Origin of the sequence: Bacillus yapensis (assembly GCF_005280205.1) — a bacterium.
Lineage (GTDB): Bacteria > Bacillota > Bacilli > Bacillales > Cytobacillaceae > Robertmurraya > Robertmurraya yapensis.
In genome coordinates, this window is sequence record NZ_SUND01000006.1 from 115,060 (window position 1) to 140,019 (window position 24,960).

Annotated in this window: 22 protein-coding genes; 15 read left to right on the plus strand and 7 right to left on the minus strand. The window is 37.5% G+C overall.

Translation table 11 applies throughout. From position 1 onward, the window contains the following. The first annotated feature begins 7 nt into the window (after positions 1-7). From ccpC to FAR12_RS09465, 7 genes are all read left to right on the plus strand, one after another. Positions 8-892: a transcriptional regulator CcpC gene (ccpC, locus tag FAR12_RS09435; protein ID WP_126408446.1), complete on the plus strand. Its 885-nt coding sequence runs from the start codon at positions 8-10 to the stop codon at positions 890-892. A gap of 88 nt (positions 893-980) precedes the next feature. Beyond that, positions 981-1,694 carry a 2,3,4,5-tetrahydropyridine-2,6-dicarboxylate N-acetyltransferase gene (gene dapD, locus FAR12_RS09440; RefSeq protein WP_126408447.1) on the plus strand — a complete coding sequence of 238 codons (714 nt, stop codon included), beginning with the start codon at positions 981-983 and terminating at the stop codon, positions 1,692-1,694. Between the two features lie 56 nt (positions 1,695-1,750). After that, the gene (locus FAR12_RS09445; protein ID WP_126408448.1) at positions 1,751-2,872 is read left to right on the plus strand and encodes an N-acetyldiaminopimelate deacetylase; all 1,122 of its coding nucleotides are present in this window, start codon (positions 1,751-1,753) and stop codon (positions 2,870-2,872) included. A gap of 167 nt (positions 2,873-3,039) precedes the next feature. Further along, a complete protein-coding gene (locus FAR12_RS09450) occupies positions 3,040-4,794 on the plus strand; it encodes an ABC transporter ATP-binding protein (RefSeq protein WP_126408449.1) in 1,755 nt (584 codons plus the stop codon). A 10-nt stretch (positions 4,795-4,804) separates the two neighbouring features. Beyond that, positions 4,805-6,631, plus strand: coding sequence for an ABC transporter ATP-binding protein (locus tag FAR12_RS09455; RefSeq protein WP_126408450.1), 1,827 nt, complete (start codon positions 4,805-4,807; stop codon positions 6,629-6,631). Between the two features lie 110 nt (positions 6,632-6,741). After that, a complete protein-coding gene (locus FAR12_RS09460) occupies positions 6,742-7,629 on the plus strand; it encodes a DUF4349 domain-containing protein (RefSeq protein WP_246010361.1) in 888 nt (295 codons plus the stop codon). 73 nt (positions 7,630-7,702) lie between these two features. Beyond that, positions 7,703-8,365 (plus strand): potassium channel family protein, encoded by a 663-nt coding sequence (locus FAR12_RS09465; protein ID WP_126408451.1) that lies wholly within the window; start codon positions 7,703-7,705, stop codon positions 8,363-8,365. Positions 8,366-8,409: 44 nt separating this feature from the next. Here FAR12_RS09465 and rnjA read toward each other — a convergent pair whose 3' ends face one another. The 3 genes from rnjA to def all read right to left on the minus strand — a co-directional run bounded on the left by rnjA (position 8,410) and on the right by def (position 11,665). After that, a complete protein-coding gene (gene rnjA, locus FAR12_RS09470) occupies positions 8,410-10,077 on the minus strand; it encodes a ribonuclease J1 (RefSeq protein ID WP_126408452.1) in 1,668 nt (555 codons plus the stop codon). Between the two features lie 3 nt (positions 10,078-10,080). Continuing rightward, positions 10,081-10,293 carry a DNA-dependent RNA polymerase subunit epsilon gene (locus FAR12_RS09475; protein ID WP_126408453.1) on the minus strand — a complete coding sequence of 71 codons (213 nt, stop codon included), beginning with the start codon at positions 10,291-10,293 and terminating at the stop codon, positions 10,081-10,083. A gap of 817 nt (positions 10,294-11,110) precedes the next feature. After that, complete coding sequence (gene def / locus FAR12_RS09480) at positions 11,111-11,665, minus strand: peptide deformylase (RefSeq protein WP_126408454.1); 555 nt, start codon at positions 11,663-11,665, stop codon at positions 11,111-11,113. Between the two features lie 310 nt (positions 11,666-11,975). Here def and FAR12_RS09485 point away from each other — a divergent pair, with 310 nt between their 5' ends. The 5 genes from FAR12_RS09485 to lpdA all read left to right on the plus strand — a co-directional run bounded on the left by FAR12_RS09485 (position 11,976) and on the right by lpdA (position 18,116). Then, a complete protein-coding gene (locus tag FAR12_RS09485; protein WP_126408455.1) occupies positions 11,976-12,659 on the plus strand; it encodes a YkyA family protein in 684 nt (227 codons plus the stop codon). 530 nt (positions 12,660-13,189) lie between these two features. Next, positions 13,190-14,305, plus strand: a complete 1,116-nt coding sequence (gene pdhA / locus FAR12_RS09490; RefSeq protein ID WP_126408456.1) for a pyruvate dehydrogenase (acetyl-transferring) E1 component subunit alpha — start codon at positions 13,190-13,192, stop codon at positions 14,303-14,305. A gap of 3 nt (positions 14,306-14,308) precedes the next feature. Beyond that, entirely contained in the window at positions 14,309-15,286 is a 978-nt protein-coding gene (locus tag FAR12_RS09495; protein WP_126408457.1) for an alpha-ketoacid dehydrogenase subunit beta, read from the plus strand. Positions 15,287-15,406: 120 nt separating this feature from the next. Beyond that, positions 15,407-16,699: a dihydrolipoamide acetyltransferase family protein gene (locus FAR12_RS09500; RefSeq protein WP_126408458.1), complete on the plus strand. Its 1,293-nt coding sequence runs from the start codon at positions 15,407-15,409 to the stop codon at positions 16,697-16,699. A 4-nt stretch (positions 16,700-16,703) separates the two neighbouring features. After that, entirely contained in the window at positions 16,704-18,116 is a 1,413-nt protein-coding gene (gene lpdA / locus FAR12_RS09505; RefSeq protein ID WP_126408459.1) for a dihydrolipoyl dehydrogenase, read from the plus strand. Positions 18,117-18,169: 53 nt separating this feature from the next. Here lpdA and FAR12_RS09510 read toward each other — a convergent pair whose 3' ends face one another. Next, positions 18,170-18,544, minus strand: a complete 375-nt coding sequence (locus tag FAR12_RS09510) for a small peptidoglycan-associated lipoprotein (protein WP_126408460.1) — start codon at positions 18,542-18,544, stop codon at positions 18,170-18,172. A gap of 741 nt (positions 18,545-19,285) precedes the next feature. On the opposite strand from FAR12_RS09510, the gene FAR12_RS09520 reads away from it, so the two are divergent. The 3 genes from FAR12_RS09520 to FAR12_RS09530 all read left to right on the plus strand — a co-directional run bounded on the left by FAR12_RS09520 (position 19,286) and on the right by FAR12_RS09530 (position 22,263). After that, entirely contained in the window at positions 19,286-19,882 is a 597-nt protein-coding gene (locus FAR12_RS09520; protein ID WP_170972156.1) for a DUF6431 domain-containing protein, read from the plus strand. Between the two features lie 200 nt (positions 19,883-20,082). Then, a complete protein-coding gene (locus FAR12_RS09525; RefSeq protein WP_126408463.1) occupies positions 20,083-21,462 on the plus strand; it encodes a DDE-type integrase/transposase/recombinase in 1,380 nt (459 codons plus the stop codon). After that, complete coding sequence (locus tag FAR12_RS09530) at positions 21,463-22,263, plus strand: ExeA family protein (protein WP_126408464.1); 801 nt, start codon at positions 21,463-21,465, stop codon at positions 22,261-22,263. 310 nt (positions 22,264-22,573) lie between these two features. Here FAR12_RS09530 and FAR12_RS09535 read toward each other — a convergent pair whose 3' ends face one another. The 3 genes from FAR12_RS09535 to FAR12_RS09545 form a co-directional block, all read right to left on the minus strand. Then, the gene (locus tag FAR12_RS09535) at positions 22,574-23,008 is read right to left on the minus strand and encodes a DUF1885 family protein (protein WP_126408465.1); all 435 of its coding nucleotides are present in this window, start codon (positions 23,006-23,008) and stop codon (positions 22,574-22,576) included. A 129-nt stretch (positions 23,009-23,137) separates the two neighbouring features. Continuing rightward, on the minus strand, positions 23,138-23,254 hold the full coding sequence (locus tag FAR12_RS09540) for a GapA-binding peptide SR1P (RefSeq protein ID WP_126408466.1): 117 nt from the start codon (positions 23,252-23,254) through the stop codon (positions 23,138-23,140). 234 nt (positions 23,255-23,488) lie between these two features. Next, positions 23,489-24,958, minus strand: a complete 1,470-nt coding sequence (locus FAR12_RS09545; protein ID WP_126408467.1) for an aminotransferase class I/II-fold pyridoxal phosphate-dependent enzyme — start codon at positions 24,956-24,958, stop codon at positions 23,489-23,491. Positions 24,959-24,960: the final 2 nt, after the last annotated feature.

A 24,960-nucleotide genomic window follows, 5' to 3' on the forward strand; every position in this document is an offset into this window, starting at 1 on the left:
TGAGCGTATGTCGACATTATCATCATTTCATCTTCTCTCTGTGTTAGCTTCGGAAATGAACATGCGCAAGGCAGCTGAACGACTATTCGTATCCCAGCCGGCTTTAAGTCAAAGACTCCAGACGATTGAAAGCGAATGGGGAACGAAGCTTTTTATTCGGTCTCAAAAAGGGCTAACTTTGACACCTGCAGGAGAGCTTGTTGTTAAATTTGTCAATGAAGTTCTAGAGAAAGAAGAAAAGGTGAAAGAAGCCATTACTGCTATGAATTCTGAAGTGTATGGAACATTAAAGATAGCGGTCGCTTCTATCGTAGGTCAAAATTGGCTGCCAAAAGTATTAAAGAGATTCGTAGATCGATATCCCCATGCCAAAGTTCAATTGGTGACAGGATGGAGCAGTGAGATATTACGTTCGATTTATGAAGACGATGTTCATATAGGAATTATCAGAGGGACACCTGATTGGAAGGGTGTAAAAATTCATCTTTTTGAAGACCATTTATATTTGGTGGATAAAGAAATCACATCCCCTGAACAAGTACTGACAACCGATCGACCATTTATTCAATTTAAAAGTGATTCGAACTATTTTCAGGAAATTCAAGACTGGTGGCATCGTCAGTTTCAAACGATGCCAAAAAGAACGATCGTCGTTGACCAAATTGAGACATGTAAGCAAATGGCTTTTAACGGAATTGGTTATGCCATTCTTCCTGCGATTACGTTGAACGGTAGCGAGAAGGATATATTTAAAATTCCTTTGCTGGATGAAAACGGGGAACCACTCAAAAGGGATACATGGCTCCTTGGCTATGAATCGGCCTTTAAGTTAAAGCAGGTTCAAGCTTTTGTTAGTTTAATACAAGAATATATTGAAGAAGAGACAAAATAGATTTTGCTTGTTTTGCTTTTTTTATTTTGCTAAAGTAAGATTCAGAATGTACATAATAAATGTATGAGTAAACATAGGAGGTACATAAATGACTAAAATGATGGATGCAAACGAAATTATTTCGTTTATCGCAAATAGCAAGAAATCAACACCAGTAAAGGTGTATGTGAAGGGTCAATTAGATGGAATCGATTTTGGGACAGGCTCAAAATCTTTCATCACTGGTAATACTGGTGTAGTTTTCGGAGAGTGGAGCGAAATCGGTCCAGTGCTTGAAGCAAACCAAGGGAAAATTGAAGACTATGTTGTGGAAAACGACCGTAGAAATTCTGCGATTCCACTTTTAGATATGAAAAACATTAAAGCGCGAATTGAGCCAGGTGCGGTTATCCGTGACCAGGTTGAAATCGGTGAAAATGCAGTTATTATGATGGGAGCTTCTATTAACATTGGTGCTGTTATCGGTGAAGGAACAATGATTGATATGAACGTTGTTCTAGGTGGAAGAGCTACAGTCGGAAAGAACTGCCATATCGGTGCTGGTTCAGTTTTAGCAGGTGTTATTGAACCACCATCTGCTAAGCCGGTAGTTGTTGAGGATGATGTACTTATCGGAGCAAATGTTGTTGTTCTTGAAGGTGTAACAGTTGGAAAAGGTGCTCGTGTAGCTGCTGGTGCAATTGTTATTGAAGACGTGCCACCAAACACATTAGTAGCAGGTGTTCCAGCACGTGTCATCAAAGAAATCGATGAGAAGACATTATCTAAAACAGAAATTATGCAGGCATTACGCAATCTATAAAACTGTTCAAGCGTGGATACGTATCCACGCTTTCTTAATAGGCGGAGGGATGAGGAATGCCATTTGTTCAAATACGTAGAGACTTACACAAAATACCTGAACTAGGCTTTCAGGAGTTTAAAACGCAGAGTTATTTGTTGAACTACTTACAATCTTTACCTCAAGATCGTCTCCAAATAAAAACATGGAAAACCGGTATTTTTGTTAGGATTGATGGGCTCAACCCCCAAAAAACGATTGGTTATCGAACGGATATTGATGGACTTCCGATCGTCGAAGAGACAAATTTGCCTTTTCATTCAGAGCATCCTGATAACATGCATGCGTGTGGGCATGATGTTCATATGAGTATTGCCTTAGGCTTGGTCACCCATTTTGTGCAAAATCCAATTATGGATAACCTATTGTTTATTTTTCAACCGGCTGAGGAAGGCCCTGGCGGTGCAGAACCGATGTTGAAATCGGAGATTATGCAGGAATGGAAGCCTGATATGATTTTTGCCCTTCATATTGCTCCTGAATATCCTGTAGGTTCTATCGCTATCAAAGAAGGTTTACTGTTTGCTAATACGTCAGAGTTATTTATTGACTTAAAAGGCAAGGGAGGACATGCAGCTTATCCTCATCAAACGAATGATATGGTTGTAGCCGCTTGTTCGCTCGTCACACAATTACAGACGGTTGTTGCTAGAAATGTGAATCCGCTAGATAGTGCAGTCATCACGATTGGGAAGATCACGGGTGGAACGGTACAAAATATCATTGCAGAGAAAGCAAGGTTAGAAGGAACCATTAGAACCCTTTCTGCGGAGTCAATGGTAAAGGTGAAAAAGAGAATTGAAGCCATTGTTAAGGGAATCGAAGTAGGATATGAGTGTGAAACAAGCATTGATTATGGAAGCATGTACTATCAGGTATATAATGAAGAAACATTAACAAGAGAATTCATGGATTTTGTTTCGGAGAATACCGAAATCAATGTGATTGAATGTGAAAAGGCGATGACAGGTGAAGATTTTGGCTATATGCTAAAAGAAATTCCAGGCTTCATGTTATGGCTCGGTGTGGATTCAGAATTTGGTCTCCACCATTCGAAGTTGAATCCAAATGAGGATGCCATCGACAAGGCAATTTCGTTTATCTCAGAATATATTAAGTTTAAAGGGAACCAGAGCTAATTCACAATAGCTCTGGTTTTTCTTATCCGTATTAAACAGACTTTGATCAAGATGAAAAAGTTTTCAAAAAAGGAAAATAATTCGAAAAAATAGTGGTAAATTATTTCGCAATCCGTTATATTTGTATTTACGTTCTAATTTTTTTAAGAACTAGGGGGGAATAGATATTGGTAACTTTTAAAAAGCTTAAAGAGTTTTATTGGCCTTATAAGAAATATTTTTTATGGTCTATTTTGTTTATGCTGCTAATTACTGGAATTACGGTTGTCTATCCAATTATTCTTCAAATTACCATTGATGAAGTTGTACTTGGTGGAAAATACGAATGGATTCCATACTTAGCACTAGGTTTTATCGGGATTATGATTATAAAAGGGGCAGGAACGTATATTCATCAATATACAGGTGAACTGTTTGGGATCACCTCTGTATACAAATTAAGAAATGCCTTATATGGAAAGTTACAATACTTGCCTTTTCGCTATTATGATAATGCAAAGACAGGGGATTTAATGTCGAGACTGACTTCAGATGTTGAAGGCTTCCGATTCTTTTTATCTTTTGGATTTTCTGAATTATTAAGATTGATCGTTTTGATTGCAACAACATTTGGGGTTATGTTTTATTATTCTCCATCACTTACGTTTGTGACGTTAGCAACGCTTCCTTTTTTAGCGATTGTTGTCTACAAATTTGAAAAATCCGTACATCCTGCTTTTAGAGGAATCCGAAAATCCTTTGGAAAACTAAATACAAATGTTCAAGAAAATATTAGCGGAATTAATACGGTGAAATCTTTATCGCGTGAAGATTTTGTTATCGATAAATTTAATTCTTCGAATGGTGATTATAAAGACAAATATCTTTTTACATCCAGTATTTGGGCTAAGTACTTCCCGCTTATGGAGTTTCTAGGGAATATCAGTGTCGTTCTTCTCTTTTCTTATGGAGGATACTTGGTCATTAACGACAGTCTCCAACCAGGAGAGCTCGTTGCTTTTTATAGTTTAGTGGGTTATATCATATGGCCGATTGCGAATCTTGGCTTTGTCATTAATCTATTCTCACAGTCGAAGGCTTCTGGCGAGAGATTACTAGAAATACTTGAGGAAGATAACGAAATCACTGATATGGATGATGCGATTCAAGCGAATAAACTAAAAGGTGATGTGGAGTTTCAAAATGTCACTCTACGCTATGGGGAGGACGATCAGGAGGCATTGTACGATATCAGCTTCAAAGCCTCACCTGGAAAAGTGATTGGACTTATCGGTTCAACAGGTTCTGGAAAAACAAGTTTGACCCAATTGATGACACGATTCTACGAACCAATTCGCGGAGATGTGTTAATTGATGGAGTTAGTGTAAAAAACTATTCTCTACATTCGTTAAGAAGCAATATCGGTTTTGTCTTACAGGAATCATTTCTATTCTCGTCATCTATTAAGGCGAATATCTCATATGGACGTCCTGATGCAACAATGGAAGAAATTATTGATGCAGCCAAAAGAGCTCAAGCTCATGAATTTATTATGGAGTTACCTGATGGTTACGACACGATGCTAGGAGAAAGAGGGATGGGGCTGTCTGGTGGTCAAAAACAACGGATTGCGATTGCCCGTTCTATCTGTGTTGACCCGAGTATCTTGATCCTTGATGATGCAACGAGTGCTGTTGATATGGAAACAGAATTTCAAATTCAGAAGGCGTTAAAAGAAGTCATGAAAGGGCGAACAACCTTTATTATTGCTCATCGTATTTCATCCTTGAAGCATGCTGATGAAATACTTGTTCTAGAGAATGGTAAAATCGTTGAGCGTGGGACACACGAATTTCTTCTCTCTAATGATGGTCCATATCAGCGTATTTATAATATTCAATATCAGGATCAAGAAAAAGTAATGCACGAGCAGATAGGTTAGGAGGGATTCGATGAACAAGAAAAAGGAATCAATCAATGAAAATGTGTTAAAAAGATTTCAATATTCTACAGAACAAGTAATTGAAAAGCCTTTTAACTGGGCACAAATGATTAGGCTCTTTAGTTACATGAAGCCTTATAGTAAAAATTACTTACCTTTGTCGGTTCTGATGGTACTCCTAACTACAGCTGTACGTCTCATCATCCCAATTTTGATTGGGGTATATGTACTAGACAAAGCGATCATTGAAAAAGATACCGGCATGTTAACTCAATTAATTATTTGGATCGCTGTTTTGTATGCTCTTTTTTATATCGCCAATATTCTAAGGATACGATGGATGAATCAGTTAGGGCAAAGCGTTATCTATGATTTGCGACAACATTTATTTACACATGTTCAGAGCCTTTCGCATCGCTTCTTTGATCAAAGGTCTGCAGGCTCAATACTCGTTCGTATCATGAATGATATCAATTCCTTACAGGAATTATTTACGAATGGGGTCATTAATCTATTGATGGACATGATCTTACTTGTAGGGATATTTACGATTTTGTTTTCTTTAAGCCCCGAGTTAACACTGGCTGTCATGGTTATTCTACCTCTAATGTTTTTTATTACAACGAGCTTAAGAAGGAATATCCGTCGTTCATGGCAAATTGTTCGATTGAATCAATCAAAGCTAAATTCTCATTTAAATGAAAGTATTCAAGGGATTCGCGTGACCCAATCCTTTACACAGGAAAAGGAGAACATGGGATTCTTTGATGGTGTGAATACGGAGACCTTTGAAAGCTGGAGAGTCGCTTCTAAGAAAAACTCTATGTTCAGACCATTCGTAGAGCTAACGAATGCAGTGGGGACAGCGGTTCTAATCTGGTATGGGGTGCACTTGATGCAAACAGGCTCTTTGTCAATTGGTGTCTTTGTGTCTTTTGCCTTCTATTTAGGGATGTTCTGGGAACCGATTTCCCGTTTAGGTCAAGTGTATAACCAATTATTAATTGGGATGGCCTCCTCAGAGAGAATCTTTGAATTCTTGGATGAGAGACCGATTGTCTCAGAGAAAAAAGAGTCAATTCAATTAGAGGAAATAAATGGCCATATTGAATTCAAGGATGTTGTCTTTTCATATGACGAAAAACGCCCAGCTCTTAAAGGCATTAATTTAGAGATGGCAGCTGGGCAAACTGTTGCCCTAGTAGGGCATACTGGTTCAGGAAAAACAACAATTGCCAATCTTGTCAGCCGTTTTTATGACCCAACAGATGGTCAAGTGTTGATTGATGGCCATAATTTAAAGGATGTTTCCTTAAAAGACTTACGTGAGCAAATAAGTGTTGTACTTCAAGATACATTTATCTTTTCAGGTACGATTGCGGAAAATATTCGTTTTGGTAACCCAAGTGCAACGGATGAAGAGGTAAGACGTGCAGCAGAGGCTGTCGGCGCAAATAGCTTTATTGAAAGATTACCTAATGGCTATGAGACTGAGGTAGAAGAGCGGGGGAATGTGCTATCAGTTGGAGAGCGTCAGCTACTTTCGTTCGCGCGCGCAATCCTTGCAAACCCACGGATTCTTATTTTAGATGAGGCGACAGCTAGTATTGATACTGAAACCGAGGTAAAGATACAAACCGCTTTACGAACTTTACTTAAAGGAAGAACAGCGATTATTATTGCTCACCGCTTATCGACGATCCGTGAGTCGGATAATATTATTGTACTTGACCATGGGAATATTATTGAACAAGGAAATCATCAGCAATTGATGGATTTGAAAGGTGAGTATTATCACCTCATCAAAGCCCAGTTTAATATGCTGAGTGCAATTTAATTTTTATTGGCAAAAAAACGAACGTTAGTGATAATGTTCGTTTTTTTGTTGTTTGTAACTTTTCCAAATTTTAGACGTCAATACAAAAAAGGGGTGAAATTTGGGTGATTATGAAAAAAATATTAGTTTTGCTAACTTTATCAACGGTAATGATTTTGGGTGCTTGTAGTGCTGGGTCGGAAGAGAGCAAAGAACAAAGTGCAATGGATATGGCAACTGAAAATTCAGGTAGCAAAAATGAAGATGTTGCGCTTACAGAAGGTGGCAGTGAGGCTGAGGAAAATCCGTCAGAAGAGATGAACCGAATGGTCATCTACAATGCGGAACTAAGCATTGAAGTGAAGGATTTTCAGGATTCTATGACTCAGATTGAGGCGAAAGCAGCAAATTATGGTGGATATATTGTTGAATCTAATACATATCAAGATGCAGACGAAATATATAGCGGCACGATTATCGCAAGGGTTCCACAAGATAAATTTCAGGCCTTTTTGAATGACACAGAAGGACTAGCGGTAAAGGTCTACAATCGCACTGTGAACGGGGAGGATATCACCGAGGAGTACATAGACCTTGAATCGAGGCTGAAATCTAAACGGGTGGTAGAAGAGCGGTTGCTAGAGTTTATGAAAAAAGCAGAAAAAACTGAAGACCTTTTAAAAATTTCAAACGACTTGGCTACAGTTCAGGAAGAAATAGAGCAGATAGTAGGGAGAATGAAGTATCTAGAAAATCAGAGTGCGTTTTCAACGGTTACAATCTCTTTAAGTGAAGACAAGATTGCTACTCCAAATGTGGATAATAAGGATTTAAATACTTGGGAGCGAACAAAGAATCAATTTATCACAAGTCTTCATTATTTACTATCTCTTGCATCAGGCTTGGTGGTCCTCGTGATAGGGAATATTCCAATCCTTGTATTGCTCGTCGTGTTAGGAATTCCCGTTTTTATTCTTATGAGAAAAAGATGGAATAATAAAACTTCGGATGACAAATAAGATGCAAACTAATGTATTTTCTTTTAAAGGAATATGCTAAAATAGGGACATCATTTTACTCGGGGGAATAAAAGTGAAGAAGGAATTTGCTGTAATTGGACTCGGTCGATTTGGAGGAAGTATTGTACGTGAATTGGCTGATCAGGGCTTAGAAGTGATGGCAATTGATTTTAAAGAAGAGCGTGTTAATGAATTTTCGATGATCGCTTCCCATGCTGTAATGGGTGACACGACTGATGAATCTGTCTTAAAGGGCATAGGGATTCGTAACTTTGACCATGTCATTGTTGCGATTGGAGACGATATTCAAGCCAGTATTTTAACTACCCTTATGTTAAAAGAACTCGGGGTTAAGCATATAACTGTTAAAGCTCAAAATGATTACCATGAGAAGGTGCTGCTGAAAATTGGGGCAGATACTGTTGTTCATCCAGAAAGAGATATGGGAAAAAGAATCGCACACAAGCTTGTGTCAAACAGTGTTCTAGATTACTTAGAGCTTTCTGATGAGCATAGTATCGTTGAAATTGCTGCTGGTGGTGGCGTGGTTGGTCACAGTATCATTGATCTCGATATACGAGCAAAGTATGGAATTAACATTGTTGCGATTAAACGAGGAAATGATATAAATGTGTCTCCACAAGCGTCTGAAGTCATTTTGGAGAATGATGTCTTGATTGTTATCGGTGCAGATTCAGATATCAATCGTTTTGAAAAAAAGGTAATGAACAATTAATTTAAAAAGGGGAGTGTCCATAATTTGGACACTCCCCTTAATGTTTATACTTCCATAATGATTGGTAAAATCATTGGACGACGTTTCGTCTTTTCATATAGGAATGGAGCTAGTGTGTCTGTGATTTCATTTTTAATCTCAGACCATTGTGTTGTTCTTCTTTCCATAACCTTATTTAAATGCTTGGAAATTAAGCTTTGAGCATCATTGATCAGGTCGCCTGATTCACGCATATAGACGAATCCGCGGGAAATGATATCTGGACCAGAAGCAATCTTGAAGTCCTTCATATTGATACTAATAACTACGACTACAAGACCTTCTTCAGAAAGAATTCTGCGGTCACGTAGCACGATATTTCCAATATCACCAATTCCACTACCATCAATATAGACATTGCCTGAAGGGATTTTTCCTGCTACTTGAGCAGAATCTTCACTTAGAGCAAGTACTTCACCATTGTCCATAATAAAACAGTTTTCTTCTTTTACTCCACAATCTGTAGCAAGCTTCATATGCATTCTTTGCATGCGATACTCACCATGGATAGGCATAAAGAATTTTGGTTTAATTAAGCGAAGCATAAGCTTCTGTTCTTCTTGACCACCATGACCAGAAGTATGGATATCGCTTAATTTTCCATGAATTACTTCTGCACCAGCACGGAACAGCATATTAATTGTACGACTTACGCTTAGTGCATTACCTGGGATAGGTGAAGAAGAGAACACTACTGTATCACCAGGGATGATTTGGATTTGACGGTGAGTACCATTGGCAATACGAGATAGTGCCGCCATTGGCTCCCCTTGACTTCCTGTACATAGAATAGTTACTTGATTAGCCGGAAGACGGTTAATAGACTGAGCATCAATAAATGTATCTTTTGGAGCGCGAATATATCCTAATTCTTGCCCAATATTGATTGCTGCCTCCATGCTTCGTCCGAAAACAGCTATTTTTCTACCGTTTGCAACCGCTGCTTCTGTCACCTGTTGTAAACGATGAATGTTGGAAGCGAATGTAGCAAAAATAATCCGTCCATCTACTTTTCTGAAAATGTCATGGATATTGTCTCCGACGCGACGTTCTGACATGGTGAAATCAGGAACTTCACTATTTGTACTATCAGATAATAAGCAAAGTACGCCTTCTTTTCCGATTTCCGCCATTTTTGTTAGGTTTGCCGGTTCTCCAACAGGTGTAAAATCAAACTTGAAATCGCCAGTGTGGACAACTTGTCCTGGAGGCGTTTTTACAACAATTCCAAATGAATCTGGAATACTGTGAGTAGTTCGGAAAAACGTTACAGAAGTTTTTCTGAATTTGATCACATCATCCTCTTGGATTTCATGCAGCTTTGCAGTTCTTAATAAACCGTGCTCTTCTAATTTGTTACGAATAAGGCCCAACGCAAGTTTTCCACCATAAATCGGAACATTGATCTCTCTTAACAAATAGGGAATTCCACCGATATGATCCTCATGTCCGTGCGTTACGAAAAGACCTTTAATTTTATCTACATTTTTTACTAAGTACGTATAATCGGGAATAACATAGTCAATTCCGAGCAGTTCATCTTCTGGAAACTTAATTCCTGCATCAATTAAGATGATTTCATCCTGAAACTGAACCGCATATGTATTCTTACCGATTTCACCCAATCCACCTAATGCGAACACGGCGGTTTGATCATTTTTAACAAATTTCATAAATTATCCTAGCTCCCATACTTTATAGTTTTCATTTTTTTGTTCATATTCTAAGAATGCTCCGTCAACTGGAGTAATAAACTCAATATTAAATGGACGATCTGCCAATTTTGAGCGTACTTCTCTCACTGATCCCGCTTCTACAAAAACAGTTTGTGTCTTTTCGCGAACAGGTGCTTCTGTTTTTAATTCTTGATAATAAACTTTAAAAATCATAAAAAAATCTCTCCTTAATCTATTTATAAAGTTGATTTTCATTTAATGTACTTCAAATAAATCCGTACAGAATGTCGACTCAAAAAAATTTTAGATTTCCGAATCAATGGTAACTTTTTATATTATATATAAAAATACCTTTAATTTCATGTATTTTACTTATTTATTCTTCTTGACATTTTATAAAAAGCTAATATTGAATAGTTTTTTATTTGTATTAAAACATGATAAATAAAGAAATTGTATTATGTAAGACTCAAGTCTTTAAAGCTCTTGCTAGCGGATTCTACATATATTTCGTTGGAGTGTAGCTCATTTCTTCCGAATACCCTATGCAAAATCTGAACATATGTAAATAAACAACAATATCCAATTTACTATAAAGAAGGAGCCCTCCGCAAGCTAGAAGGGCTCAAAATTTAGGCAATTGATTTTTTTCGAAGCAAATCTTTCCACTGTTCAACAAGCTTTTTCTTTAGCTTCTTTAACATCGTGGATCATCTCCTTACTTCTTATAATATACGATCCTTGTCCAAAGTAAAGTCCCTATGAGTCCTTTCTTATTTATATTATATGGATTTATCGCTGATTTTTTTCATGGATAAAGATGGTACAAATTAAACTTGAATGTTTTGAAAAAATAAGAAGAGATACTGTTGGAGGAATAATGGTTATGCGGGTCCGCTTTGTCAGTTGATGTGGGTATAATATATTACCTGTAAAAATTGAAAAAGTTGTCCTCAAGATCGGTTTATCATGAGCATTCATAAAGCTTTTTATACTCGTGTTAATCCGATTTTCATGGACAACCTCTTTTTTATCTTTCAATAGCTATCGCATTTTCGATTGGTTCAAAGGGTGCTTCTTTGTTAATGTGATCATAGAACATGACGCCGTTTAGGTGATCAATTTCGTGTTGGATGACGATAGCAGGTAGTCCTTTTAGGCGAAGTTGAACTTCTTCCCCCTCTAATGTGGTTGCCTTTACCGTTACCCTTGCATAGCGTGGCACATAACCCGGAATAGACTCATCTACAGATAGACATCCTTCTCCAGCCGTTAAATAAGCTTTTTCTACAGAATGACTAATGATTCTTGGATTAAACAAGGCATAGCTATGTAGGTTTTCTTTTTCATCTGTTACATGAACAGCGAGCATACGCTTTGCTACATCTATTTGCGGAGCAGCGAGACCGATTGCAGGGCGAAGTCCTTTTTCGTACGCGATTTCAGGATTTTGGCTTGAGATAACATACTCTAGCAAGTCTTTTAATATTTTCTTATCTTCTTCAGATGCTGGAAGCGGAACCTCTTTTGCGATTGTACGCAAAGAGGGGTGACCGTCTCTTATAATGTCTTCCATTGTTAGCATTGCATTCACTCCCAAGATTAAACTCTCATTTTTGTATGGCATTATTTTAACAGAAATCAAAAATCCAGTACAGGCGGATGTTTTCGAATAACATGTATATGGTCATTATTTGAATGATAAAGCTAAAATATCATTTTGAATCTGGCATAAATGCTACTAGATTTGAATAGGATGGATTAATAGAAGAATTGGTAGATTTAACAACAATTAGACATGTTTAAAGAATTTTTTTACAATTTTTTACTCGGGATATTGTAATAAGATCAAACAATCGATATAGTAATAAATGTTAAAATAAGGGGGTTGCAAAATGTCGACATTAAAAAGACCTAAAATTTATTTGTTTCTTTTATTGATTATTGGTTCGACTATTTTGTCTGGGTGTCTAAATCGAACATCAACAGTAGATGAAATGTATGAAGTATTGGAAAATGTGGTAACACTTGAAAAGGATTTTGAGGATCAACAAGAACCATTAGTCGAATTAGAGAGAGAAGAGAAGGAAATTTATAGCCAGATTATCGCTTTAGGCATGAAGGAATTCGATCAAATTGTCTCCCTTTCGAATGAGGCCCTAACAATCGTTGGAAAGCGTCAAGAATTCATGCAAAAGGAAGAAGATAGTATTCAAGCTTCGAAGAAGGAATTCGGAAAGCTAAAACCATTGATTGGAGAATTAGAAGACGAGAACTTAAAAAAGAAAGCCAATGAGCTGTATGACACGATGATGGAAAGATATGAAAGTCATGATGCTTTGTTTGCGAAATATACAAAAGGCTTAGGTTATGATAAAGAACTATACGAAATGTTCCAAAATGAAGAATTATCGATCGAACAATTAGAAGAGCAAATTGCTAAAATTAATGAGACATACAAAATCGTGTTGGAATCAAATGAACAATTTAACGAGCATACGAAAAAGTATAATGAAATAAAACTTGATTTCTACAAAGCGGCAGGAATTGAAGTAGACGAAAAAGAAAACAATCAATAAGAATCGACATTTATGTCGATTCTTATTCTATTTTATGGAAGAAAACGTTTTATTTTAAAATAATTCTTACATAAACATCTTTATTATAACAGTGGATAATTGTGTTGTTTTTTATAGTACAGAAGTGAATAGTTTGTAGTACAGATTCAAAAATGCAATGTTAGATAAAAACTATGTTTAGATTGAAAAAACTTGATACTAAGTAATTGACTATGCTGATTTGCTTGGTGTACACTTAAAACGAAGTTCGGAGTTGTATCAATTTGTTTCACAAAAATTATAATACAGCTTATACTATCAGTAAGTATAAAACGCGCGTTTTATTTGAGCAGTATTGTGGAAAACTACTTTTGGTAGTATGCTTTCCACTATTTTCGAGGTTATCAGTCAGAATGCGTTGTTTCTAAAAATAAGAAAGTGCCAAATTACGGCTACTTTTCCTACATAATGACAAGAAATAGACATGCATATGCCTGAGAAACCAAAAATTTAAAAACAATATCCTATTTTATATGAAAGGGGACTTTTTAATGGCTTCTAAAACTAACAAAGCAAGTTTAGATGCAATGAAGCAGCTTGAAAAAGTAGAAGAACAGTTTCAAACGATTCAAATCCTGAATGAAGAAGGAGAGGTCGTAAACGAGGCTGCAATGCCTGAATTAAGTGATGAACAATTACAAGAGCTAATGAAACGTATGGTATACACACGTATTCTTGACCAACGTTCTATCTCTTTAAACAGACAAGGTCGTCTTGGATTCTACGCACCAACTGCTGGACAAGAAGCTTCTCAGCTTGCATCCCAGTTCGCTTTAGAAAAAGAAGACTTTATTCTTCCTGGATATCGTGATGTTCCTCAGATGATTTGGCATGGCTTACCGCTATCTCAAGCATTCTTATGGTCAAGAGGACATCTTAAAGGTGGAGATATTCCAGAAGGCGTTAACGTAATTTCTCCACAAATCATCATCGGTGCTCAATATGTTCAAGCAGCAGGAGTTGCTCTTGGAATGAAGAAGCGCGGTCAAAAAGCAGTTGCGATTACTTACACTGGTGACGGTGGTACATCACAAGGTGACTTCTACGAAGGAATTAACTTTGCTGGTGCATACAAGGCTCCTGCAATTTTCATTATTCAAAACAACCAATTCGCGATTTCAACACCACGTGAAAAGCAAACTGCTGCTAAAACATTAGCTCAAAAAGCAGTTGCTGCTGGTATCCCAGGTGTTGTTGTTGATGGTATGGATCCACTTGCTGTCTATGCGGCTGTGAGAGAAGCTCGTGAGCGTGCAGTAAACGGTGAAGGTCCAACATTGATCGAAACAATGACTTACCGTTATGGTCCACATACAATGGCTGGAGATGACCCAACTCGTTACCGTACATCTGATTTAGATAACGAATGGGAAAAGAAAGATCCACTTGTACGTTTCCGTAAATTCCTAGAGAAAAAAGGAATTTGGAATGAAGAAATGGAAAACGAAACAATTGAAAAAGCAAAAGAAGATATTAAAGTTGCAATTAAAGAAGCAGATAATACTCCAAAACAAAAGGTAACGGATTTGATCTCAATTATGTATGAAGAGCTTCCGCAAAACCTAGTGGAGCAAAATGCAATCTATAAAGAGAAGGAGTCGAAGTAAGCCATGGCGCAAATGACAATGATTCAAGCAATCACGGATGCGTTACGTACTGAATTACGAAATGATCCGAATGTATTAATTTTCGGAGAAGACGTAGGCGTTAACGGCGGGGTTTTCCGTGCTACTGAAGGTCTTCAACAAGAATTCGGCGAAGATCGTGTGTTTGACACACCTTTAGCTGAATCTGGTATCGGTGGATTGGCAGTTGGCCTAAGTTTACAAGGCTTCCGTCCTGTTCCTGAAATCCAGTTCTTTGGATTCGTATATGAAGTAATGGATTCTATTTCTGGTCAATTAGCACGTATGCGTTACCGTTCTGGCGGCCGTTATAATGCACCTGTTACAATTCGTTCACCATTTGGTGGTGGTGTACATACACCAGAAATGCACGCAGATAGCTTAGAAGGTTTAATGGCACAACAACCAGGTTTGAAAGTTGTTATTCCTTCAACACCTTACGATGCAAAAGGTCTATTAATTTCTGCGATTCGTGATAACGATCCAGTTATTTTCCTTGAGCATATGAAACTATATCGTTCATTCAGACAAGAAGTACCAGAAGGTGAATACACGATTCCACTAGGAAAAGCAGAAGTAAAGCGTGAAGGTTCAGATCTTTCTATTATTACTTATGGTGCAATGGTGCATGAATCTATCAAGGCAGCAGAAGAGCTTGAAAAAGAAGGTTTCTCTGTTGAAGTAGTAGATTTACGTACTGTAAGTCCACTTGATATCGATACAATCATTGCTTCTGTTGAAAAAACAGGTCGTGCAATTGTTGTTCAGGAAGCACAAAAATCAGCTGGTGTAGCAGCTAATGTCGTTGCAGAAATTAACGACCGTGCAATCCTTAGCCTAGAAGCTCCAGTATTACGTGTTGCAGCTCCAGATACAGTATTTGCTTTCCCAGAAGCTGAATCTGTATGGCTTCCAAACGTACAAGATATTATTGAAACAAGTAAAAAAGTACTTAATTTCTAATTTTTGTTAGAATAACTACTTTAAAGATATTAAAAGGTTTAAGGGAAATGGGCTTCCATTTACCCTTAAATTTGATCCGAAACGCAAAATCAAACATGAATTTTTTAGGAGGATGAATCAATGGCTTTCCAATTTAGATTGCCGGATATTGGTGAAGGTATCCATGAAGGTGAAATCGTAAAATGGTTTGTTAAACCAGGTGATAAAGTTCAAGAGGATGACGTGCTTTGTGAGGTACAAAACGATAAAGCAGTTGTTGAAATTCCATCACCAGTAGAAGGAACTGTTCTGGAAGTACTAGTAGATGAAGGAACAGTAGCAACTGTAGGTCAAGTACTTATTACTTTCGACGCTCCTGGATATGAAGATATTAAATTCAAAGGTGACGAAGGCCATGACGCTCCTGCATCAGAAGCAGCACCTGCAAAAGCGGAAGCTGAACCAGTTGCAACAGCTCCAGCAGCTAACGCTGAGCCAGTTGATCCAAGCCGTCGCATTATTGCTATGCCTTCAGTTCGTAAATATGCACGTGATAAAGGTGTAGATATTCGTCAAGTGAGCGGTTCTGGCGACAATGGTCGTGTATTAAAAGACGATATCGACACATTCTTAAATGGTGGAGCAGCACCAGCGGCGGCAACAACTCAAGAAGCGCCAGCTGCACAAGCAGAGACTGCTAAACCAGCAGCTACTCCAATTCCTGCAGGTCAGTACCCTGAAACTCGTGAAAAAATGAGCGGTATCCGTAAGGCAATTGCGAAGGCAATGGTTAACTCTAAGCACACAGCTCCACACGTTACATTAATGGATGAAGTTGATGTGACGAAGCTTGTAGCAAGCCGTAAGAAGTACAAAGAAGTTGCTGCTAATAAAGGAATCAAACTTACATTCCTTCCTTACGTAGTAAAAGCTTTAACAAGCGCATTACGTGAGTACCCAGCTTTAAACACTTCATTAGATGATGCAACAAGTGAAATTATTCATAAGCATTATTACAATATCGGTATCGCTGCTGATACTGAAAAAGGTTTATTAGTTCCAGTTGTGAAGGATGCTGACCGCAAGTCTGTATTCAACATTTCTGCAGAAATTAATGAACTTGCAGTTAAAGCTCGTGATGGTAAATTAGCTCCAGACGAAATGAAAGGTGCTTCTTGCACAATTTCTAATATCGGTTCTGCTGGTGGACAATGGTTTACTCCAGTTATCAACCATCCAGAAGTTGCGATTCTTGGAATCGGTCGTATTGCAGAGAAGCCAATCATTAAAGATGGTGAGATTGTAGCTGCTCCTGTACTTGCTTTATCTTTAAGCTTTGACCACCGTATGATCGATGGTGCTACAGCTCAAAACGCTCTTAACCATATTAAGCGTTTATTAAATGACCCAGAATTAATGTTAATGGAGGGGTAATAAAATGGTAGTTGGCGATTTTCCTATTGAAACAGATACTCTTGTCCTTGGGGCAGGTCCTGGTGGTTATGTAGCTGCAATTCGTGCAGCTCAGCTTGGACAAAAAGTAACGATCGTAGAAAAAGGAAACCTTGGTGGTGTTTGTCTTAACGTAGGATGTATTCCTTCAAAAGCGTTAATTTCAGCAGGTCACCGTTATGAAACAGCTTTACATTCTGAATCTCTAGGAATTAAGGCTGAAAATGTAACAGTTGACTTCACAAAGGTTCAAGAATGGAAGAACAGCGTTGTTAACAAACTAACTACGGGTGTTGAAGGTCTTCTAAAAGGAAATAAAGTTGAGATCGTACGTGGAGAAGGTTATTTCGTAGATGCGAACACAATTCGTGTTATGGATGAAAATTCTGCACAAACTTATAAATTTAAGAATGCGATTATTGCAACAGGATCTCGTCCGATTGAAATTCCAACTTTCAAGTACACTAATCGTGTTATCAACTCAACGGGTGCTTTAAGCTTACCAGAAATTCCTAAGAAATTAGTGATTATTGGTGGGGGAGTTATCGGTGTTGAGCTAGGTACTGCTTATGCTAACTTCGGAACTGAAGTAACGATTCTTGAAGGAAGCGAAGAGTTATTTGCTGGTGCATTTGAAAAGCAAATGACATCTATCGTTCAACGTAACCTGAAGAAGAAGGGTGCTGAAATCGTAACGAAAGCACTTGCTAAAGGCGTTGTTGAAAAAGAAGATGGCGTTGTAGTTACTTATGAAGCAAAAGGTGAAGAAGTAACAATTGAAGCAGATTATGTTTTAGTAACAGTTGGTCGTCGTCCAAACACAGATGAAATGGGTCTTGAGCAAGTTGGTGTTCAAATGTCTGATCGTGGTGTGATTAACATTGATAACCAATGCCGTACAAGCATCCCTAACATCTATGCAATCGGTGATATTGTTGCTGGACCACAGCTTGCACATAAAGCTTCTTACGAAGGTAAGATTGCTGCAGAAGCTATTTCTGGCCACAATGCACAAATCGACTATCTTGGAATTCCTGCTGTTGTATTCTCTGACCCAGAACTTGCAACTGTTGGTTACACAGAAAAGCAAGCGAAGGATGAAGGTATTGCAATCGTAGCTGCGAAGTTCCCGTTTGCTGCAAATGGTCGTGCATTAGCTCTTGATAGCACAGACGGATTCGTAAAGCTTATAACTCGTAAAGAAGATGGATTAGTAATTGGTGCTCAAATCGCAGGACCAAGCGCTTCTGATATGATCGCTGAACTTGGTTTAGCAATCGAAGCTGGTATGACAGCTGAAGATTTAGCTCTAACTATCCATGCTCACCCAACTTTAGGTGAAATCACAATGGAAGCTGCAGAAGTTGCTCTAGGCAGCCCAATCCATATTATTAAGTAAAAATGACAAAGTCCTTCTCGATTATGAGAAGGACTTTTTGTATGAAAAATAGTTCAATTAGCAAGCGCTGCTTCAATGGGTTGTATGATTTCTTCTTTACTACTTTTGCCTACAATTTTTACAAGAATCTTGTCGTTTTGGATAACTAAGAGAGCTGGACATTCCTTTTTTTCGATTGAATCGAAGTAATCTTCTGCTTTATGTGGAGATATGGTTTTCATATTTTTGAATTCATTTGGGAATTGTTGTCTCAGTTCAATTATTGCATCGTAATAGGGGGCTTCCGTTTGTAAATTAGCAGATTCTGTTTCATCGGATAAAAAAATAACTTGCTTCGCACTACTGTCCAATTCTAAAGGGACGTCTTCGTTATTCGCGCAGGAAGTAGAAATTAATAGGGCCATCAATATTATTGGCAAGACCTTCATAGCATAGCCTCACATTTCCTTCAATATATTATCAATCAAGCACATTGCAGATTACATAAATTTCAAATACTAATTTTTCTTTTATAGTAACATAGCAGGTAACCAAAAAAGGCAATGTCATCCAAATGTTAAAAAAATGAAAAATATCATTTGCAAAACTGTCATACACTAATAGTAATAGTTTATTAATAAGACTTATTTTAACTTGGATTAGTAACTTTATAACTGGGTATAAAAAAGATAGTGGGTGGTTTTTTTGAAGAATTACGTTGTCCTTTTACTACACTTAATCCTTTGGAGTGGCTATACTTTGACTGAGTGGCTGTCAAAGAACGACCAAATCATTTACAATATTTTAATGTTTTTTGTTTTCGTCTATATAGCTGTGATTTTGGGAAATTATATTCTAAAATCAACTAAAAAAACTCTAGTAATTACCCTAGCCAGCTTATTACTCTATAGCTCCATTCATGTCACCTTGAATCAGTTCTAGCCTAAATTCTATTGAATGAATACAATAATAGATACTGACATCTTGAGGTGACAGCTTTGAAGTAGATATTGTCCGCTGCCATTTTCAATGGCAGTGTTTTTTGGTGTTTTAGGAAAATTTTATGTCGGTACTTTTGGAGGGAATTATGCGACAATGTAGAAATGTAAATCATTCCCTGGCGGGAGGAGGACAAGAATAAAGCCCCAAAGAGATGGCCGTCTCTTTGAGGCAGATTCAACTAAAAAACTATGATTATCATAAAATATCTGGGAAAGACGGTCAAGGGCTATTTGCGACGTTACCAAGATGTACCTCCTAAGTGTGAAGAGAGCTGCCCTAATTGTCATGGTAAATTATATAAACATGGTCGCTACTATCGTTCCGTTATCACTGGAAAAGCAATCACAAGGATTCCGATTTACCGTAGATTCTGCCCATCTTGCGGAAAGACGTTTTCTATATTGCCAGATTTTCTTTATCCATACATTGTTCAAAGTGGATGGATCCTTCAAAAAGCATGGATATTACGGTATGTGAGAGAGAATAGTTACAATCGTATTCAATCAGCCATTTTCTTAAATGAAACCGGTGGGATTTCCTATAAGACTATTAAACGCTGGGATTCTTTATGGAGAATTAAAAAGGAATCCTTGATTCATTTACTTGTGTATCATTTGGTTGATGTTCATCCGACAGCAATAGACATTAGAGAAATAAAACCATTAACTGATGAACAGACCCTACTATATATCCTTCCAAAAGTGTGGAAAATTTTTCACTCTACAACCACTTGCCCATTCTATGGCTTTTTTAACTGGATAAATCAGTTAATGAATAAAATTTAACCCAGTACGCCCACTTTCCCCCATTCATTTTGACCGCCTATTTAACTTCCGAACCTAATTTGTCGCCCCTTCGGGGCAATTCGACCCATTTTATACGCTTTAAAACGGATGTTCCCACATAATATGGGTTCTCCCATTCTATCGATATTCATTATTAAATGGAACATATAAGAATTTTAATTTAGATAGGAGAGCTGTAAATGGATGAGAAATTAAGAAATGATATTGCCTTGTATCGTTTTGGACTTATTGCAGAAATTGTAACAAGAGGGATTCCAAAAGGAGAACAAGCACAAAGACTTCGGAACATTGCGGCAAATGAACATCTTAATCCCTATGGTGAGAAGCAAAAAGTCGGGCTTCGAACATTAGAACGCTATCTTCAACTTTATCGCAATGGTGGATTTGAAGCATTAAAACCGTCAAAAAGGGGTGGATATGCCCCAAGAGCTATTGCCAATGATTTATTGGATACAGCTATTCAATTGAAAACAGAGCGTCCAGAGCGATCAGTACAACAGATTATTAGAATAATGGAACTGGCTGAAAAAGTAGAACCGGGGTCTATTTCGGAAAGTACATTATCTAAACAATTGCGTAAAGCAGGAATTACACGTAAAAAGTTACAACAGAAACCAAATGGGAAACAATTTCGTCGATTTGAATTTCCCTATCGGAATGCTTGTTGGCAAGGAGATGTGCAGCATACTCTCTATTTGCCGGATCCAAAAGATTCGAATAAGAAGCGTGTAGCAAAGTTATTTGCCTTTATTGATGATTATTCTAGATTCATAGTTCATGGCCAATTTTATTTTGAAGAAAAAGGTGCACAGTTAGAAGATTGTCTGTTTAAAGCCATATTGAGTAATGGAAAGCCTGAACAGATCTATGTGGATAATGGATCAATTTATAGAGCCAAAGCATTAGAAACAACCTGTGCGAAACTCGGGATTAAACTAACCCATTCTACACCCAGAAGACCCCAAGGGCGTGGGAAAATAGAACGTTTTTTCCAATTCGTAGATTCTTCCTTCAAGCCCGAGGCCTATGACTTAATTGAATCCGGAAGGATTCAGTCTATTGAACAGTTGAATCGATATTTTCATATTTGGAAAGAATCCATCTATCATGAGCGTAAGCACGGTGAAACGAAACAAACCCCAAGACAAAGATGGGATGAGTGTGAGCAACCTTCGGTTTCTATCTCAATAAATGATTTAAAAAATGCTTTTTATTGGGAAGAGGAACGAAAGGTTGATAAAACTGGCTGTATTTCCTTTCAAGGGAACAAGTATGAGGTCGATTCGCAGCTTGTGGGTGAATACATCACAATTCGATTTGATCCCAATGACCTTGAGAAATTAGAGGTTTGGTTTGACGGAAAAGAATTTGAGAATGCCATTCCTTTAAATCTTTCACGACCAAAACATGAAAAAGCAGCATCTGTAGAACCGATTCAAACAACTGAAGAATCAGGCCTAAACTTTCTTGAATTAACTGAACCTAGTCATGAAGAAAAACAAAAAGAAAAACGAGGAATAATAAGCTATCAATCACTTATGGAGGAGGAAGATAAATAGATGATTTCTAAACATTTTAAATGGAATTTTACGCCCTTTCAAAAAGATGTTCAAACTAAACATTTATTTCAGACTAAACAATTTAAGGAGCTACAAGCCCGACTGACATTTATGATACAACAACGTTCATTTGGTCTGATTACAGGCGAAGTAGGAGCAGGAAAGTCAACTGCCATTAGAGCATTAAAAGATCGGTTAGAAGATAATCAGTATGCTTTTCTTTATTTATCAGATTCCGCATTGAAGCCTCGTGATTTTTATCGTGAAATGCTTCTTCAAGTTGGAATTGAACCTATGTTTTTAGCTAGTGATTTAAAGAGACAATTCAAAGCTGCATTGATGGATATCTATGAAAATAATAAGAAAACGCCTGTCGTAGTCATTGATGAAGCTCATTTATTGTCACCATCGATGTTACAAGAGATTCGCTTTCTAACAAACTTTGAAATTGATTCACTTTCTCCACTTGCCCTTATCCTAGTTGGGCAGCCTGAATTACGAGATAAGTTACGTTTAAGAAGTTTAGAAGCTATTTCACAACGGATTAGCACACGATTTCATCTAGAAGGATTGAATTATGAGGAAATGAGCGAGTATATTAATCATCAATTAGAAATGGCTGGTGAAGAACACCAGATTTTTACTGAAGCTTCTTTAAAGATGATATATAAGGAAACAAGGGGCATTCTGCGTTTGACCAATCGTTTATGTACAGAATGCCTGTTAGATGCAGTTTCCAGAAAACAAGAGTTAGTCGATGAAGACTCTGTGGAGAGAGTCATCGACGACTACCGTTTTTAGGACCTTTGAGGTCCTTTTTCTATTTGAGATTAATACAAAATACAATTGAATTCAATGGTACTTGTATCCATATACTGCCAGTCAATATGGCGAAATTAAAAAGGAAGCGCAAGTGTCGGTGGCGAATATACTTCGTCACCGACACTTGCGTTTCCGAAATCACCGTCATTAAAAATGACTCCTGACAAGATATTTGTAATGCTCAGTATATTATTATTGTTTGGGTGTAGTTGCAATGAAGAGTCGATTAGAGAAGAAGTTGAAGCCACTAAAAGAAAAAGAGGACGACAGTGGATGTCGTCCTCGCGATTTATTTTCGTGGATAATAATACATGATTCTTCCGTTAAATAAATGTAATTCCCCTTTAAGCTTTTTAGCAAGGAATTTACTAAATTCGTTTGCCTTTCCTTTATCGCCAAAGGTTGATGTTTCCGGTAGGGTGATTTGGATGTAAGTTTGCTCTCGTTCTGTACCGTCTTCATAACGTACAAGCTCCGTATCAACTCCTAGAAGCATGATGCGATAGTTGTGTTGTTCGGATTTAAGATAGAACCATTTCCCTTTTCCTTCAGGTTTTTCTTTAATTTCATATGGAAAAGAGGCCTCCCCGTATTGCCAGTTCAGTTGTTTTCCTGTCTTTTGGGTAATATCCTTATAATAGTGAAACAACTCCAGAACATCTTCCGTGGTAACGCTTTCCTTCTCAGATGAAGGAACGAGCTTTATGTATGCATGACTAGACATTTTACTTCCCCCGATTCTCCCATACATTTTTTGCAATTTTAATTCAATTATATTCTAGCAAAGTTTTGAAACCAGTGACAACAAAAAAGAGCACTTCTTGAGTGCTCGGTTTAAATAAAGGATTAGAGATTATTTTTCTTCTTTTGGAGAGTCACAGCATCCACACTTTGCGTAAAGGACAGTTACCTTTTCATCTTCAAAATGATCAATAGTAGCCTCACATGTCTGGCAAACGATAGTGCCCATTTTTCTCACTTCTCCTTTGTAAGATCCTTTATTTTTTATTCAGTTAATTGTTGTTTCCTGCAATAAAAAGTATGGATTTAATTGTAGAAACAACAATTTTGAAAACGTTTAATTACCTTTAAATCAATAATAATATAACACTATTAATATTTCAAGGATAAATTGTATAACACATTTAAGTTTTTTTAGCAAAAATAGGACATAAAAAAATCGGCATTTATGCCGATTTTTAGTTTATTCAATTGCCTTATGTTCTTTAATAACTCTTAGCATACGTGCATCAAAGTTTTCAGGTCCTTGGACAGGAAGTCCAGCTTCGATATTTTTCTTAATATATAGGAGATTATCCTTTGTAATGATTTCGCCAGGGATGAAAATCGGAATGCCTGGAGGGTATACCATGATAAACTCAGCGATAATTCTTCCTTCTGATTCATCAAAAGGTACAAGTTCAGTTTCTGCGTAAAATGCATCTCTAGGTGTTGATGAAAGCAATGGAATATCAGGCAATAGTACCTTAGCATCGAGCGCCTGCGTTTTTTCAATACGCATTGTTGATAGCTCGCGAAGTGCCTTTAATAAAATATCAGCTTCGTTTTTCGTATCACCAGGAGTGACAATACAAAGGATGTTATACAGATCGGAAAGTTCAACCTCGATGTTGTACATTCCTCTTAGCCATTTTTCGACTTCGAAGCCTGTAATGCCAAGCTCTTTTACGGAGATAATTAATTTGGTTGGGTCATAATCGAACGTTGCCTTTGAACCAAGAATTTCCTCCCCAACACAAAACAGATGCTCCATTTCATTGATTTCATTGCGAATATAATTAGCCAGTTGAATTGTTTTATCAATCAGTTCATGACCTTTAATCGCAAGCTGCTTACGGGCAGTATCTAAAGAGGCTAGTAGTAAGTATGAAGTAGATGTCGTCGTTAACATACTTAAAATAGATTGTACTCGTTTTGGAGATACAAGATTTCCTCTTACATTTAAGATGGAACTTTGTGTCATTGAACCACCAAGCTTATGAACACTAGTAGCAGCCATATCTGCTCCAGCCTGCATAGCGGATAAAGGCAATTCCTCATGAAAATGAATATGAACACCATGCGCTTCATCAACTAAGACAGGCACATTATGTGAATGAGCAATTTCAACAATTTTTCTTAAATCAGCAGAGATTCCAAAATAGGTTGGATTAATCACCAATACACCTTTTGCATCTGGATGCTGCTCTAATGCCTTTTCAACAGAGTCTGTTGTAATCCCATGGGAGATCCCGAGACGCTCATCGACTTCTGGATGTATAAAGACAGGTATCGCACCTGAGAAAATAATCGCTGACATGACTGATTTATGTACGTTACGAGGAACGATAATTTTGTCTCCAGGGCCACATACTGCCATCACCATGGTCATGATTGCTCCGCTTGTACCTTGTACAGAAAAGAACGTATAATCTGCACCAAAAGCTTCAGCAGCCAAATCCTGAGCTTGTTTAATGATGCCTTTAGGAGCATGCAAGTCGTCTAACGGTCCGATATTAATCAGATCGATGGATAAGGCATTTTCTCCGATAAAGTTCTTAAATTCAGGGTCCATTCCTGCACCCTTTTTATGGCCGGGTATATGAAATTGAATTGGATTCTTTTTTGCATGTTCAAGTAATCCACTAAAAAGCGGAGTTTCAAATTGTGACAAAT